The 15,993-nt window shown below is 53.8% G+C and carries 15 protein-coding genes, 1 tRNA gene and 1 rRNA gene; 14 read left to right on the top strand and 3 right to left on the bottom strand.

The genetic code is table 11. The annotated features are described in order from the left end of the window. Nucleotides 1–183: 183 nt before the first annotated feature. Complete coding sequence (csrD, locus tag OK412_RS19935) at nucleotides 184–2,133, bottom strand: RNase E specificity factor CsrD (RefSeq protein WP_264353471.1); 1,950 nt, start codon at nucleotides 2,131–2,133, stop codon at nucleotides 184–186. Nucleotides 2,134–2,419: 286 nt separating this feature from the next. Here csrD and msrP point away from each other — a divergent pair, with 286 nt between their 5' ends. The 14 genes from msrP (at nucleotide 2,420) to OK412_RS19865 (ending at nucleotide 15,566) form a co-directional block, all read left to right on the top strand. Beyond that, entirely contained in the window at nucleotides 2,420–3,424 is a 1,005-nt protein-coding gene (msrP, locus tag OK412_RS19930; protein WP_264353470.1) for a protein-methionine-sulfoxide reductase catalytic subunit MsrP, read from the top strand. Beyond that, a complete protein-coding gene (msrQ, locus tag OK412_RS19925; RefSeq protein WP_010699820.1) occupies nucleotides 3,425–4,030 on the top strand; it encodes a protein-methionine-sulfoxide reductase heme-binding subunit MsrQ in 606 nt (201 codons plus the stop codon). A 232-nt stretch (nucleotides 4,031–4,262) separates the two neighbouring features. Next, nucleotides 4,263–4,715 (top strand): type II 3-dehydroquinate dehydratase, encoded by a 453-nt coding sequence (gene aroQ / locus OK412_RS19920; RefSeq protein WP_010256011.1) that lies wholly within the window; start codon nucleotides 4,263–4,265, stop codon nucleotides 4,713–4,715. 25 nt (nucleotides 4,716–4,740) lie between these two features. Next, nucleotides 4,741–5,202, top strand: coding sequence for an acetyl-CoA carboxylase biotin carboxyl carrier protein (gene accB / locus OK412_RS19915; protein ID WP_010256009.1), 462 nt, complete (start codon nucleotides 4,741–4,743; stop codon nucleotides 5,200–5,202). 11 nt (nucleotides 5,203–5,213) lie between these two features. Then, nucleotides 5,214–6,563 (top strand): acetyl-CoA carboxylase biotin carboxylase subunit, encoded by a 1,350-nt coding sequence (gene accC / locus OK412_RS19910; RefSeq protein ID WP_010256007.1) that lies wholly within the window; start codon nucleotides 5,214–5,216, stop codon nucleotides 6,561–6,563. A gap of 72 nt (nucleotides 6,564–6,635) precedes the next feature. Further along, nucleotides 6,636–6,878 carry a YhdT family protein gene (locus OK412_RS19905; RefSeq protein WP_010256005.1) on the top strand — a complete coding sequence of 81 codons (243 nt, stop codon included), beginning with the start codon at nucleotides 6,636–6,638 and terminating at the stop codon, nucleotides 6,876–6,878. Then, complete coding sequence (panF, locus tag OK412_RS19900) at nucleotides 6,868–8,313, top strand: sodium/pantothenate symporter (RefSeq protein WP_010256003.1); 1,446 nt, start codon at nucleotides 6,868–6,870, stop codon at nucleotides 8,311–8,313. Before OK412_RS19905 ends, panF begins: the two co-directional genes overlap by 11 nt. 16 nt (nucleotides 8,314–8,329) lie before the next feature. Next, the gene (prmA, locus tag OK412_RS19895; RefSeq protein WP_010699821.1) at nucleotides 8,330–9,211 is read left to right on the top strand and encodes a 50S ribosomal protein L11 methyltransferase; all 882 of its coding nucleotides are present in this window, start codon (nucleotides 8,330–8,332) and stop codon (nucleotides 9,209–9,211) included. A gap of 367 nt (nucleotides 9,212–9,578) precedes the next feature. Beyond that, entirely contained in the window at nucleotides 9,579–10,544 is a 966-nt protein-coding gene (gene dusB / locus OK412_RS19890; protein WP_008925814.1) for a tRNA dihydrouridine synthase DusB, read from the top strand. 23 nt (nucleotides 10,545–10,567) lie between these two features. Continuing rightward, nucleotides 10,568–10,864, top strand: a complete 297-nt coding sequence (gene fis, locus OK412_RS19885; protein ID WP_003855228.1) for a DNA-binding transcriptional regulator Fis — start codon at nucleotides 10,568–10,570, stop codon at nucleotides 10,862–10,864. 543 nt (nucleotides 10,865–11,407) lie between these two features. Further along, a complete protein-coding gene (locus OK412_RS19880; protein ID WP_010255984.1) occupies nucleotides 11,408–12,433 on the top strand; it encodes an amino acid ABC transporter substrate-binding protein in 1,026 nt (341 codons plus the stop codon). A gap of 68 nt (nucleotides 12,434–12,501) precedes the next feature. Next, nucleotides 12,502–13,680: an amino acid ABC transporter permease gene (locus OK412_RS19875; protein WP_187494988.1), complete on the top strand. Its 1,179-nt coding sequence runs from the start codon at nucleotides 12,502–12,504 to the stop codon at nucleotides 13,678–13,680. Nucleotides 13,681–13,695: 15 nt separating this feature from the next. Beyond that, a complete protein-coding gene (locus OK412_RS19870; RefSeq protein ID WP_060681171.1) occupies nucleotides 13,696–14,796 on the top strand; it encodes an amino acid ABC transporter permease in 1,101 nt (366 codons plus the stop codon). Nucleotides 14,797–14,804: 8 nt separating this feature from the next. Beyond that, nucleotides 14,805–15,566, top strand: a complete 762-nt coding sequence (locus tag OK412_RS19865) for an amino acid ABC transporter ATP-binding protein (RefSeq protein ID WP_010699823.1) — start codon at nucleotides 14,805–14,807, stop codon at nucleotides 15,564–15,566. A gap of 194 nt (nucleotides 15,567–15,760) precedes the next feature. On the opposite strand, the gene rrf is transcribed toward OK412_RS19865, so the two are convergent. Continuing rightward, nucleotides 15,761–15,876: ribosomal RNA gene (rrf, locus tag OK412_RS19860) — 5S ribosomal RNA — on the bottom strand. A 34-nt stretch (nucleotides 15,877–15,910) separates the two neighbouring features. Continuing rightward, nucleotides 15,911–15,986 (bottom strand) — tRNA-Thr (locus tag OK412_RS19855). Nucleotides 15,987–15,993: the final 7 nt, after the last annotated feature.

The following is a 15,993-nucleotide window of genomic DNA, read 5'->3' as shown; positions in this document are numbered from 1 at the left end:
CATCTGAACTGGCGTTCCACAACAGCAGAATGGCGACCAGACGCCATCAGCACTGCATTTCACGCTATTTCCCCTCGCCCTGTCCGACATAAAATCTAACATTTCCGGCAGTAAGTTCAGAGGTTCAGACGCGGATAAACATTAAAAAAAACCGTAAATTTCCGTCAGTCCGACCGCAATTCATTAAATACGGTAACGTTGTGAATACTTCTTCACGTTACTGTTAACCGGAAGCGAGGGAGCAAAAAAGTCGCCCTGCCCACCTGCTACGCCCAACGCGACTAAGGTTTGCCACTCCGCTTTAGTGCGGACACCGGTAGCAAACACCTGAATGCCCGTACATTTACAGACTTCCAGCAGACTCTGCACAAACAGCTGATTTTCAGTCCGTCGCTCAATATTGCGTACCAGACCGGCATCAAGCTTGATCAGTTCCAGCGGCAGCTGTCGTATATAGGCGCTGCTTACCACGGTTAAACCCGCCTGATTTACCGCAACCCGACAGCCAAAAGCCTTAAGTGCGCGGAAAACTGGCGTTAAACGGTTGATGTGTTGACAAACATCTGCCTCGGCAAGTTCAAATAAAAATCGTTTTCTTTGCGCTTTCGGGCACTGCAGCAGCATGTTCTGCAGCCAGAGGACAAAAGAGCGCTGCAGAAGCGAGGTAATCGTCACCGGGATCACCAGCGTCTCTTCTGGCCAGAGTTCAGAGAGTGCCGCAATGCGAGTCATTAACTGGCGATCCCAGCCATCAGCCATGCCGAGCTGCTGTACCAGGGGCATATATTCTGCGGCCAGCACTTCTTTATCGCCGTCGAAGATGCGGGTCAGCATCACCCGGTGCTGTACCTTACCCTCAATATTGACGGTGGGTTTATGATAGAGCCGCGGGCCGCCACGGCTAAGCGTGTTCTCCAGCAGGGTTCGCCAGCGCACACTACCCCGCCCGGCGTCCTGCGGATTTCCGGCACCATTGGTCCAGTTGTTGCCGCCCAGCAGTGCCGCACGTCGGGTAGCCATTTCGGCATTTTCCATCACCTGCGGCACAGTCTGCCCGCTGTGCCAGGCGCTGATACCGATATGGATGAGATCATCACGATTAACCAGCCGCATCGGCGGCAGGGAATCAACGGCATTGATCAGCTGATCCGCAATACTGTTTGCCTCTTTGAGACTGCGATGCGGCAGTAGCACGGCAAAATCACTGCGGAAATAGCGTGCCAGCAGGGCGCCAGGATAGCGCAGCACAAAGGTGGAAAGCATGTTGACGAAATTGAAGAGGTACTCCTCAACCAGCCCCGGCTCCAGCGAATCCTTCAGCGTGTCCAGATCGGGCAGGCGCACCATCATCACCACACCATGGGTGCCGACTGCTTCCTGATCCTCCAGCAGGGTGGCGAGCTGGTTATCAAAGAACAGCCGGTTGTTGAGACCGGTGCGTCCATCCTGCGCAGCAAAGGTGCGGATCAGCGTGTCGATACGCAGACGCTGCTCGCCCGCCTCCTGCAGATCCGCCAGCAACACATCCAGTGCGCGGCTCGCTCTCGGTGGCCACTCATCCGCACCGCGTTTCGGCATTACACCGCGCTCACCGCTGATAATCGCCTCTGCCCGTACTTCAAGATGCTCCATACCGCGCCACTGCCGACTGAGCCAGCGATGCATCAGCAGCAGCACCAGACTCATCACCAGCATGACGGTAAACAGCATGCCCAGCGTAGAGGTGCCGGTAATGGAGCGCAGCCAGGTTTTGGCAGGATCAAGGGTGACGACCCGCAGCTCTAACCCCGTCTGGTGCATTAAAGGCACATCGACCTGGATAAAACGATTAGGCTCGTCTTCCAGCATCTGGTTTTCGTGTCGGGAGAGGGTAAGGAAAGTCTGCCTGCCGTTGTGAAGAGAAATCTGCTCGGCATTCATTATCGGCATCATACGCGTGAGCCAGACATGCAGCTCTGCCGGCGTCTGGGTGAACATCGCCTGATCCACTTCGGTCGCCAGTATCTGCGCCCGATGTTCAACCCGCTGATGACTGAACCAGAAAACACTGAATGCACAGCCTGCCAGCATCAACGACATGGCCAGCAGGCTTAAAAAGGTAATAAACGCAGATAATTTTGTGGTTAATCGCATCCCTGTGCCTGTATTACTGCGGTGATAACCGGATCACCCAACCTTGTACCGTCAGCCTGACGAAAACGCGAGCAAAAATAGCATAATTTGCCGTTGCCGACAGCGCCGGGACGTATGAAGCCGAAGTATATCGTCGGGATATCATCGCTGACGTTGATCCTGGCACTTTTCGGTGCATTCTCATCGTACCGGTCAGCCAGGAAATTTCACATTTTCAGGGCGAAACTGGCTGATATCAGTAATAGTCATCATGCTGGTTAATGACATCCTGTCTGGAGAAGGCACCATGAAACGCACACCCCGTCTGACAGAAGCCGACGTAACGCCGGAAAGCATTTTTAACATGAAGCGCCGCCAGGTGCTGAAAACGCTGGGACTGAGCGCAGCGGCGATGGGTATGCCGGGCGTGGCGCAAGCCGATATTCTCAGCTGGTTCAAAGGCAACGATCGCCCACCCGCGCCAGCAGGCCGGCCGCTGGACTTTACCAAACCAGCGCAATATCAGGCCGATCTGACCTTAACGCCTGCGGATAAAGTTTCCGGCTATAACAACTTCTATGAGTTCGGGCTGGATAAGGCCGATCCGGCCGCCAATGCCGGTACGCTGAAAACAGAGCCCTGGAAACTGACCATTGATGGCGAAGTGGCTAAGCCCGTGACCCTGGATATGGATGACATCTTTAAACGGTTTGCCATGGAGCAGCGAATCTATCGCATGCGCTGCGTGGAGGCCTGGTCGATGGTGGTGCCCTGGATAGGCTTTGAGCTGAATAAGCTTATCTCTCTGGCGGAACCCACCAGCAAAGCGCGTTTTGTCGCCTTCCAGACGCTGTACGATCCTGAGCAGATGCCAGGTCAGAAAGATCGCTTTATTGGCGGCGGACTCAATTATCCCTATGTCGAAGGTTTACGTCTGGATGAAGCCATGCATCCGCTGACCATTCTGACCACCGGCGTCTATGGCAAAGCGCTGCCGCCGCAGAATGGCGCGCCGATTCGCCTGACGGTGCCGTGGAAATATGGTTTTAAGGGCATTAAGTCGATTGTCAAAATCACCCTGACCGCAAATCAGCCACCAACGACCTGGAGCCAGATCGCCGCAGATGAATATGGTTTTTATGCCAATGTGAATCCGCATGTTAATCATCCACGCTGGTCGCAGGCCACTGAGCGATTTATTGGCCCGGGCGGCAGTCTGAAGGTCGAACGTCAGCCAACGCTGCTGTTTAACGGCTATGCCGAACAGGTTGCGTCGCTCTATCGTGGCCTGGATTTACGGGAGAATTACTAGGTGGTACGCCTGTCGATAAAACAGATCACCTGGCTTAAGGTGATTCTGCATCTGGCGGCCCTGTTGCCGCTGGTTTATCTGGTTCTTGCCGCGATGCAGGGCGGCCTGAGTGCGGATCCGGCAAAAGATATTCAGCATTTTACCGGCCGCATGGCGCTGAAACTGCTGCTGGGTACGCTGCTGGTCTCACCGCTGGCACGTTATGGCAGGCAACCGCTGTTAATCCGCACCCGGCGTCTGCTTGGCGTCTGGACGTTTGTCTGGGCTTCTCTCCATCTGCTGAGCTATTACCTGCTGGAGCTGGGCGCTGACAATCTGCGTCTGCTGGGCAGCGAGCTGATTTCCCGTCCCTATCTGACACTGGGGATTATCAGCTGGCTGATATTACTGGCCCTGGCGCTGACGTCGTTTCAGCGCGCTCAGCGCAAGCTCGGTAAGCGCTGGCAAACCCTGCACAACGCGGTCTATCTGGTGGCCATTCTGGTGCCGATTCACTATATCTGGTCAGTGAAAACCGTGTCACCCCAGCCACTTATCTACGCACTACTTGCTGCAATACTGTTAGCCTGGCGTTACAAAAAATTTCTCAAATGGTGGCCTCGCTAGCGCTTCACCCGTTGTTTTCCTCTGCACTTTTCTGATAAAAGATGTGGCCCGCAGGCCACATCCGATCATCTTCGCAGATAAGACCAGTATTTTGCTGCGAAATGACACGAAACGGATATAATGCCCGGCTTTATTGCTCGTCGGGTCTTCTTTTTCATTCTCAAAGGTGACAAATGAAGATTCGCAAGGTATTTTACGCGATGCCTCAATGATTGCGGGAGATGGCAGCACGATGGCGCATAAATTACATATTCTGCTTTTAAACGGACCCAACCTGAACCTGTTGGGAACGCGTGAACCTGAGAAGTATGGTCATACCACGCTGCGTCAGATCGTTGACGATTTGACACGTCAGGCAGACCAGTTGAATGTGGAATTGAGCCACCTGCAAACCAATGCTGAATTTCAGCTGATTGATCGCATTCATGAGGCCAAAGGCAATGTGGATTACATCATTATTAATCCTGCCGCGTTTACCCATACCAGTGTCGCACTACGTGATGCCCTGCTGGCGGTAGAAATACCGTTTATCGAGGTTCATCTCTCCAACGTGCATGCCCGCGAGCCCTTCCGCCATCACTCCTATCTTTCTGATGTCTCTGCTGGCGTGATCTGTGGGCTTGGCGCTGACGGCTACACATGGGCTTTACAAACGGCAGTAAAACGCCTGTCTCAAACTAATTAATCAAACTGAGTACGGAACCCCACTCATGGATATTCGTAAAATTAAAAAACTGATCGAACTGGTTGAAGAGTCTGGCATTTCAGAGCTGGAAATTTCTGAAGGTGAAGAGTCCGTTCGCATCAGCCGTGCACCTGCAAACGTGGGTTACCCGATGATGCAGCAGACTTACGCTGCGCCGGTTCAACAGCCTGCTCTGGCAACAGCTGTTGCTCCTGTTGCAGCGGTTGCCGAAGCGGCACCGGCTGAAATCAGCGGTCACATCGTGCGTTCACCAATGGTAGGGACCTTCTACCGTACGCCGAGCCCGGATGCGAAAGCCTTTGTGGAAGTCGGCCAGAAAGTGAATGCCGGCGATACCTTGTGCATCGTCGAAGCCATGAAAATGATGAACCAGATCGAAGCTGACAAATCAGGTGTAGTGAAAGCTATCCTGGTTGAAAGCGGTCAGCCGGTCGAATTTGACGAGCCACTGGTTATCATCGAGTAACGGGGCAGATCATGCTGGATAAAATTGTTATTGCTAACCGTGGTGAGATTGCGCTGCGCATTCTGCGTGCCTGTAAAGAACTGGGCATCAAGACTGTTGCGGTACACTCAAGCGCGGATCGTGACCTGAAGCACGTGCTGCTGGCAGACGAAACCGTCTGCATCGGCCCGGCGCAGTCAGTTAAAAGTTACCTCAACATCCCGGCGCTGATCTCTGCTGCAGAGATCACCGGCGCGGTGGCGATTCACCCTGGCTACGGCTTCCTCTCTGAGAATGCCGATTTTGCTGAGCAGGTTGAGCGCTCCGGCTTTATCTTTATCGGTCCGAAAGCAGACACCATTCGCCTGATGGGCGACAAAGTCTCTGCGATTAATGCGATGAAGAAAGCAGGCGTCCCAACCGTACCCGGTTCTGACGGTTCGCTGACCGATGATATGGAAAAAAACCGTGCCTTTGCGAAGCGCATCGGTTATCCGGTCATCATCAAAGCCTCTGGCGGCGGCGGCGGTCGTGGTATGCGCGTTGTGCGCAGCGACAAAGATCTGGAACAATCCATCAACATGACGAAAGCGGAAGCCAAAGCGGCTTTCAGCAACGACATGGTTTACATGGAGAAGTATCTGGAGAATCCGCGCCACATCGAGATTCAGGTTCTGGCTGACGGCCAGGGCAACGCGATCTATCTGGGCGAACGTGACTGCTCTATGCAGCGTCGTCACCAGAAAGTGGTTGAAGAAGCGCCAGGCCCAGGTATTACTGAAGAACAGCGCAGCTTTATCGGCAATCGTTGTGCCAAAGCCTGTATTGAGATTGGCTATCGTGGCGCAGGTACCTTCGAGTTTCTGTACGAAAACGGTGAGTTCTACTTCATTGAGATGAACACCCGTATTCAGGTGGAACATCCGGTGACCGAGATGATCACTGGTGTGGATCTGATCAAAGAGCAGCTGCGCATTGCTGCGGGTCAGCCACTGTCGATCAAACAGGACGAAGTGGTTATTCGCGGACATGCGGTCGAGTGCCGTATTAACGCTGAAGATCCGGTCACCTTCCTGCCAAGTCCGGGTAAAATCACCCGCTTCCATGCGCCAGGCGGTTTTGGCGTGCGCTGGGAGTCGCATATTTACTCAGGCTACACCGTACCGCCGTATTACGACTCCATGATCGGTAAGCTGATCACCTATGGCGAAACGCGCGACGTGGCTATCGCCCGCATGAAGAATGCGCTGGCGGAACTGATCATCGACGGTATCAAAACCAACGTTGAACTGCAGATGAAAATCATGTCCGACGAAAACTTCCAGCACGGTGGAACCAATATCCACTATCTGGAGAAAAAACTCGGCTTGCACGAGAAGTAAACGCAACGCTGAGTCAGTCAGAGGCCGGTTAATCCGGCCTTTTTCTTTTGCCGCTGGCGTTAAGGTTGAATCATGGATGCTCGTTTTATACAGGCACATAAAGAGGCGCGCTGGTCGCTCTACCTCACCCTGCTCTGGCTCGCTGCCTGGGGGCTTTCTGCCTGGCTGGGTGGCAGTGAAATTGGTATCACCGGCCTGCCGCGCTGGTTTGAACTCTCCTGCCTGTTTGCTCCCCTGTTGTTCATATTCCTGTGCTGGATGATGGTGCGGTTAATTTTCCGCGACATGCCGCTGGAGGACACAAATGAACAGTGAAATTATCCTGCCGTTACTGATTTATCTGGTGTTGATTGCCGCGCTGTCGGTGTTTGCCGTGCGCAAAAGGCGCGAGGGTAGCTTCCTCACTGAATATTTCCTTGGCAGCCGCTCCATGGGCGGATTTGTGCTGGCGATGACGCTCACCACCACCTATATCAGCGCCAGCTCGTTTATTGGTGGTCCCGGTGCCGCCTACAAATATGGGCTGGGATGGGTATTGCTGGCGATGGTGCAGGTGCCCGCCGTCTGGCTCTCGCTAGGTGTGCTGGGGAAAAAGTTTGCCATCCTGGCGCGTAAGCATAATGCGGTGACGCTGAATGACATGCTCTACGCCCGCTATCAGAGCCCGCTGCTGATCTGGCTGGCAAGTCTGAGCCTGCTGGTTGCCTTTATCGGTGCCATGACGGTGCAGTTTATTGGCGGCGCGCGGCTGCTCGAAACCGCCGCAGGCATCCCGTATGACACGGGTCTGCTGATTTTTGGCGGCACTATTGCGCTCTACACCGCTTTTGGCGGGTTCCGTGCCAGCGTTCTCAATGACGCCATGCAGGGCATCGTGATGCTGATTGGCACATTTCTGCTGCTGTTCGCGGTGATTCATCAGGCTGGCGGCCTGAGCACGGCCGTGCAGAAACTGCATGACATTGATCCCGCTCTGCTGTCGCCGCAGGGACCGGGTGAGATTATAACGCCGACCTTCCTTAGTTCATTTGTCGTGCTGGTCTGCTTTGGGGTGATTGGCTTGCCGCATACTGCGGTGCGCTGCATCTCTTATAAAGACAGCAAGGCAGTCCATCGGGCCATTATTCTGGGTACCATTGTGGTGGTGATCCTGATGCTGGGAATGCATCTGGCCGGTGCGCTGGGCCGGGCGATACTGCCGAATCTGACCGTGCCGGATAGTGTTATACCCACCCTGATGATCACTGTGCTGCCACCGTTAGCTGCCGGACTGTTTCTGGCAGCCCCCATGGCCGCCATTATGTCGACCATTAATGCCCAGCTGTTACAGGCTTCGGCTACGCTGATCAAAGATCTCTATCTGCGTGTTGCCCCACAGCAGATGGAAAATGAGACGCGGCTGCGGCTGTTATCTGGCACCATTACGTTCGCACTGGGTCTCCTGCTGCTGATTGCGGCCTGGAATCCACCCGATATGATTATCTGGCTCAACCTGCTGGCCTTTGGCGGCCTTGAGGCGGTTTTCCTCTGGCCGCTGGTACTGGGTCTCTACTGGGAACGCGCTAATGCCGCAGGCGCCATCACCGGCATGGTGGTGGGTGGAGGCTGCTACGCTTTTCTGGCGAGCCTGAACCTGCAGATTCTGGGTTTTCATCCCATTGTGCCCTCACTGCTTTTAAGCCTGCTGGCATTTTTAGTGGGCAACCTGTTTGGACGCGCGCCGCAAACGGTCGACGCGCCGCAACATTGACGGAAAGAGAGACGTTATGCCGTGGATTCAAATCAAAATTAATAGCTCAGGTGAACACGCGGAAACACTGAGCGATGCGCTGATGGACATCGGTGCGGTTTCAGTGACCTTTCAGGATACCAACGACACGCCGGTGTATGAGCCGCTGCCAGGTGAAACCCGCCTGTGGGGCGATACCGATGTTATCGGCCTGTTCGATGCAGAAACTGATATGGCCGCGATTACCGCCGAACTGGCGCAGCATCCGTTGCTGGGCGCCGGTTTTCGTCACCGGATCGAGCAGATCGAAGATAAAGACTGGGAGCGCGAATGGATGGAAAACTTCCATCCGATGCGCTTCGGTGAGCGGCTCTGGATCTGTCCGAGCTGGCGTGATGTGCCGGATCCTGATGCCGTCAACGTGATGCTCGATCCCGGCCTGGCGTTTGGGACCGGCACGCATCCGACCACCTCACTCTGCCTTACCTGGCTTGACGGGCTGGATCTGGTGGGCAAAACGGTGATCGATTTCGGCTGTGGTTCGGGGATCCTGGCGATCGCCGCACTGAAGCTGGGTGCGGCTCAGGCGATCGGGATTGATATCGATCCGCAGGCTATTCAGGCCAGCCGGGATAATGCTGAGCGCAACGGCGTCTCTGATCGCCTGTCGCTCTATCTGCCCCACCAGCAACCCGAAAATCTGCAGGCTGATGTGGTGGTGGCCAATATCCTGGCCGGCCCGCTACGTGAACTGGCCCCGCTGATCAGCGTTCTGCCGAAGTCTGGCGGTCATCTGGGCCTCTCGGGCGTGTTAGAGAGCCAGGCAGAGAGCGTCTGCGAAGCGTATGTCAGCGAGTTCACGCTCGACCCGGTTGCGGTTAAAGAGGAGTGGTGCCGGATTACCGGGATTAAATCCTGAATATGGCGCCTGTCTGCCGCCTCTGATACCGCTCTGCCCGGAACAAAGTGCCTTAACAGAACATTCAGCCAGCCCGTAGCGTAAGTTGCGGGCTTTCCCGATTTGAAATGGATGCTTGTATCGTTAATCACGGCATGTGACGTTTTTTATCTGGCGAATTGACGTACTTTTCTGGAAAAACTTTTGCTCACAATTTCAGCATAAATTGTTAAGTGATTGATATTTAAGCTTAATAAATATGCGCATCGATCATGGCCCGGATTTCATTGATCTTTCTTGCTGATTGTTCAAAGTTTGGCCTTTCATCTTCCTGCAAAAATGCGTAATATACGCCGCCTTGCAGACACAGTATGGCCATTCTGACTTCATGCGTATTGGAAACCTCCAGCTGAGAAATCGACTGATTGCAGCACCGATGGCCGGTATTACCGACAGGCCGTTCAGGGCGCTGTGTCACGAAATGGGTGCAGGCATGGCAGTTTCTGAGATGTTGTCTTCAAACCCGGAAGTCTGGGCTAGCGACAAATCTCGATTACGTATGGTTCACAGCGATGAGCCAGGCATTCGCGCCGTGCAAATTGCCGGTTGCGATCCCAGTGAAATGGCGCAAGCTGCACGCATTAATGTTGAGGCTGGTGCACAGGTCATCGACATTAATATGGGATGCCCTGCCAAGAAGGTTAACCGCAAAATGGCGGGTTCAGCCTTGCTGCAATATCCCACCGTGGTGGAGTCAATTCTCTCCGCAGTGGTTAATGCAGTGAATGTGCCGGTTACGCTGAAAATTCGTACTGGCTGGGATCCTGAAAACAGGAACTGTGTCGCGATTGCCCAATTGGCTGAACGCTGCGGTATACAGGCTCTGACGATACATGGTCGCACTCGTGCCTGCCTGTTCAACGGAGAAGCTGAATATGACAGCATTCGGACAGTTAAGCAGAGTGTCTCCATTCCGATTATCGCGAATGGAGACATAACTGACCCGCATAAAGCCAGAGCGGTGCTCGACTATACAGGGGCCGATGCTCTGATGATAGGACGTGCTGCTCAGGGAAGACCGTGGATCTTCCGGGAAATCCAGCATTATCTGGACACTGGGGAGTTGCTTGCCCCGCTGCCGATGGCAGAGGTCAAGCGCTTGCTTGTTTCGCATATACGTGAGCTGCACGACTTTTACGGTTCAGGCAAGGGATACCGTATAGCGCGAAAGCACGTCTCCTGGTACCTGCAGGAGCACGCCCCGAATGACCAGTTTCGGCGCACATTCAACGCCATTGAGGATGCCAGCGAACAGCTGGAGGCGTTGGAGGCATACTTCGAAAATCTTGCGTAACGAAATAAAGAGCTGAAAGAACTATGTTCGAACAACGCGTAAATTCTGACGTACTGACCGTTTCAACCGTTAACTCACAGGATCAGGTAACTCAAAAACCTTTGCGTGATTCGGTTAAACAGGCACTGAAGAACTATTTTGCTCAACTGAATGGTCAGGATGTGAGCGACCTGTATGAGCTGGTTTTGGCTGAAGTCGAGCAGCCTCTGTTGGACATGGTGATGCAGTATACCCGTGGCAATCAGACCCGTGCTGCCCTGATGATGGGTATCAACCGCGGTACGCTGCGTAAGAAATTGAAAAAATACGGCATGAACTGATTTTTAGTTCTGTCTGTAAATCACGCCAGCCTTCGGGCTGGCGTTTTTATTTGTGCGTCGACGCACAAAGCCACGGTAATGATAGTGAAACAGTTTCCGGTAATATGGTAACTGTAGTTGCAATCGCTGGCGTGATATTTCACCCTCTCGCTTTCGCCCGCTGTGATTTGACTTAGTGCCTGCCTGGCCCTCACCTTGCTTCACATCCCCGCCACTGCTGGGTATGTGACTTTCTGCGCATTAAAAAGCAACGCAATCTCTTCATACATTTCTGCCTGAGTGAATGCTCACACTGCTCCCACATAGTGAAACTATTTGCACTAAATGTGATCGGGTCGACTCGCATTGCTTCCTTTTGGTGCGCCATATTAGCGGAACTTTCTAAGTGCTTCCGATTATTAACCGTTCTTTCATACGAATTCAGGAACCTGCAAACCTGGCATCAGCTTTGCAGAGTCGTGGATGGCTGACCGCCACAGACAGGAAAAACGCACACTAAAGTGCGCAAACATAACAACATGATCCCGCCACACAGGATGCTTTATGAAAAAGATGATGCTCTCTACGCTGATCGCTGCTGCCTCGCTGGTTGCCGTTGCTCAGCAAGCACACGCAGGCACCACACTGGATGCGATAAAGAAAAAAGGTTTTGTTCAATGTGGTATCAGTGACGGCTTGCCGGGCTTCTCCTATGCAGATGCTGGCGGCAAGTTTACCGGTATCGATGTGGATGTGTGTCGTGCGACGGCTGCCGCTGTGTTTGGTGATGCGACCAAAGTGAAATATACCCCGCTGACCGCGAAAGAGCGTTTTACCGCCCTGCAGTCCGGCGAGGTGGATGTGCTTTCACGTAATACCACATGGACCTCATCGCGCGATGGCGGCATGGGCTTCCTGTTTGCGGGCGTGAACTATTACGACGGTATCGGCTTCCTGACTCACCAGAAGGCCGGCCTGAAAAGTGCGAAAGAGCTGGATGGTGCCACCGTCTGTATTCAGGCGGGAACCGACACCGAGCTGAACGTAGCGGACTTCTTTAAAGCCAACAAAATGCAATATACGCCTGTAACCTTCGACCGCTCTGATGAATCGGCTAAAGCGCTGGATAGCGGACGTTGCGATACGCTGGCGTCTGACCAGTCTCAGCTTTACGCATTACGCATTAAGCTGGGCAAACCGGACGAATTTATTGTTCTGCCCGAAGTGATCTCCAAAGAGCCGCTGGGGCCGTTGGTGCGTCGTGGTGATGATGACTGGTTCACCATCGTGAAGTGGTCGCTCTACGCCATGCTGAATGCGGAGGAGATGGGCATCTCCTCGAAGAACGTTGACCAGATGACGGCCAAGCCAACCACACCAGACATGGCACACTTCCTGGGCGCCGAAGGTGATTTTGGTAAGGATCTGAAGCTGGATAACAAGTGGGCCTACAACATCGTCAAGCAGGTGGGTAACTATCAGGAAAGCTTTGACCGTAACGTCGGTAAAGACAGCGCACTGAAGATTGCACGTGGTCAGAATGCGTTGTGGAACCAGGGCGGTATTCAGTACGCACCACCGGTACGTTAACAGACCTCACTAATCGGGCACCCTATTCTGTGGTGCCCTACCCCAGCTTTCGTTACTGAGGTTTCAACATGTCACAACGCCCAACCGTGAAAAGGGATATTTCATTTGGTAATCCCACGGTTCGCGCCTGGATTTATCAGTTCATCGCCGTCGTCGCGGTGCTTGGTGTGGTGGGTTATCTGGTGCATAACACCATTATTAACCTTGCCAACCGCGGTATTACATCGGGGTTTGGATTTCTTGAGCGCACTGCCGGTTTCGGCATCGTTCAGCATCTGATTGAGTACACTGAGGGAGATACCTACGCGCGCGTGTTTCTGGTCGGATTAACCAACACGCTGCTGGTCTCTGCACTCTGTATTGTTTTCGCTTCGGTTCTCGGATTCGCGGTCGGTCTTGCCCGCCTTTCTGACAACTGGCTGCTGCGGAAACTCTCGAATATCTATATCGAAACCTTCCGTAATATCCCACCCCTGCTGCAAATCTTCTTCTGGTACTTTGCAGTCTTACGCAATCTGCCGGGCCCACGTCAGGCGCTGAATGCTTTTGACCTGGCATATGTCAGTAATCGCGGACTCTACGTTCCGTGGCCGACCTATGCAGCAGGCAGCTGGCCATTTGTTATTGCACTGCTTCTGGCCGCGGCTGTGAGCTATGGCCTGTACCGCTTTAACCGTAAACATCAGCTGAAAACCGGTCAGTTACGTCGCACATGGCCCGCTGCCGTTGTGATGCTGATTCTCTTTCCTTTGCTTGCACACATTGGGTTTGGCCCAGCCACGCACTGGGATGTGCCACAACTGCGCGGTTTCAATTTCCGTGGCGGCTCGGTGATGATACCGGAGCTGGCAGCCCTGACGCTGGCACTGTCGATTTATACGTCGTCGTTTATTGCTGAAGTGATCCGCTCCGGGATCCAGTCGGTACCCTATGGTCAGCATGAAGCAGCGCGGTCGCTGGGGCTGCCTAATCCGGTTACGCTGCGCCAGGTGATTATTCCTCAGGCCATGCGCGTCATTATTCCGCCACTGACCAGCCAGTATCTGAACATCGTGAAGAACTCCTCACTCGCCGCCGCTATCGGTTATCCCGATATGGTGTCGCTGTTCGCCGGATCGGTACTGAATCAGACCGGTCAGGCCATTGAGACGATTGCTATCACGATGGGCGTTTACCTGATTATCAGCCTGCTGATATCAATGCTTATGAACTTCTACAACCGCAAAATTGCGCTGGTTGAGCGTTAAGAGAACGGGATAACTATGTCTGTGACTACGCATGAAACGCCCCCCGTCCCGACGACTCTGGTCAGTCGCGCCTGGTTTTGGGCTCGTAAAAACCTGTTTTCCAGCTGGTTTAATACGCTACTGACGCTGTTTTGCATCTGGGTTATCTGGCACGTCATTCCGCCCGCGCTGAACTGGCTGGTCTTTCAGGCAAACTGGATCGGCACCACGCGCGCCGATTGCACCAAAGAGGGTGCCTGCTGGGTCTTTATCCATGCTCGTTTCGGCCAGTTCATGTATGGGCTTTACCCGCATGAGTTGCGCTGGCGTATTAACCTGGCGCTGGTGATCGGCCTGTTGTCGATTGTGCCGATGTTCCTGAGGAGCCTGCCGTATCGTGGACGCTACATTGCTGCCTGGGCTGTCATCTATCCGGTGATTGTCTGGTTTCTGCTGTATGGCGGCTATCTGGGGCTGGAACGTGTCGAAACACGTCAATGGGGCGGATTAACGCTGACGCTGATTATTGCGTCAGTGGGTATTGCCGGTGCGCTGCCGCTGGGTATTTTGCTGGCGCTGGGCCGTCGCTCACGAATGCCGGTCGTACGCACGCTATCGATTATCTTTATTGAGTTCTGGCGCGGCGTGCCGCTGATTACCGTGCTGTTTATGTCATCCGTGATGCTGCCGCTGTTTATGTCTGAAGGCACTAACATCGACAAGCTGGTGCGCGCGCTGGTCGGCGTCATTCTGTTCCAGTCCGCCTATGTGGCAGAGGTGGTTCGCGGTGGCCTGCAGGCACTGCCGAAAGGTCAGTACGAAGCAGCCGAATCTCTGGCGCTGGGCTACTGGAAGACGCAGATGCTGGTTATTCTGCCCCAGGCGCTGAAGCTCACTATTCCCGGCCTGGTCAATACCATCATCGCACTGTTTAAAGATACCAGCCTGGTCATCATCATTGGTCTTTTCGATCTGTTCAGCAGCGTCCAGCAGGCAACGGTCGATCCGACCTGGCTGGGGATGTCAACCGAAGGTTATGTCTTTGCTGCACTGGTCTATTGGATCTTCTGTTTTAGCATGTCGCGCTACAGCCAGTATCTGGAAAAGCGCTTTCACACCGGGCGTACATCGCACTGAGGTTTTACATGACTGACTCTATGACACACTCTTCCGACGCGTTGATGATCTCGCTTGAGAACGTGAATAAATGGTACGGGCAATTCCATGTACTGAAAGACATCAACCTGCAGGTTAAACCCCGTGAACGCATCGTACTGTGCGGACCTTCCGGCTCCGGCAAATCGACGACGATCCGCTGTATCAACCATCTGGAAGAGCATCAGCAGGGCCGCATTGTTGTTGACGGTATCCATCTTAATGATGACGTTCGTAACATTGAGCGCGTGCGCACCGAAGTCGGTATGGTCTTCCAGCACTTCAATCTCTTTCCGCATCTGACCGTACTGCAAAACTGCACGCTGGCACCTTCCTGGGTAAGAAAGATTCCAAAGAAGGAAGCTGATGAGCTGGCCATGCACTATCTGCAACGCGTACGTATTGCCGAGCATGCACATAAGTTTCCGGGCCAGCTCTCTGGCGGACAGCAGCAGCGTGTCGCCATCGCCCGCTCACTCTGTATGAAGCCCAAAATTATGCTGTTTGATGAGCCCACGTCAGCGCTGGATCCTGAGATGGTTAAAGAGGTGCTGGATACGATGATTGGTCTGGCTGAGGATGGAATGACTATGCTATGCGTCACCCATGAGATGGGCTTTGCCCGAACGGTGGCTGACCGGGTGATCTTTATGGATCGGGGAGAGATCGTCGAAGTCGCGCCACCGCAGGAGTTCTTTGCGAATCCAAAATCGGAGCGTACCCGGGCGTTTCTATCGCAGGTTATTCACTGATCAGACGTTCAGTTATCTCACTACCCGGCCTGGTGCCGGGTTTTTTTATGGCCTGAACAGCCGCTTTAATATGCTTACTGACCTGTTGCTGTTATGAATAGACAGACAGATACGCTGTGAAGAGGGAGTTTTATCGCGGTTTGCCACAACGAAAAAAGCCCTTCGCATACGCAAAGGGCTCTCTCTTATTTGATGCCTGGCAGTTCCCTACTCTCGCATGGGGAGACCCCACACTACCATCGGCGCTACGGCGTTTCACTTCTGAGTTCGGCATGGGGTCAGGTGGGACCACCGCGCTACAGCCGCCAGGCAAATTCTTTTATTTACCGAACTCGTGTCTTAACTGGTGCTGATACCCAGAGTCGAACTGGGGACCTCACCCTTACCAAGGGTGCGCTCTACCAACTGAGCCATATCAGCACACTAA

Origin of the sequence: Pantoea sp. JV6 (assembly GCF_025910055.1) — a bacterium.
Lineage (GTDB): Bacteria > Pseudomonadota > Gammaproteobacteria > Enterobacterales > Enterobacteriaceae > Pantoea > Pantoea agglomerans.
This window is presented reverse-complemented; position numbering and strand designations above follow the sequence as displayed.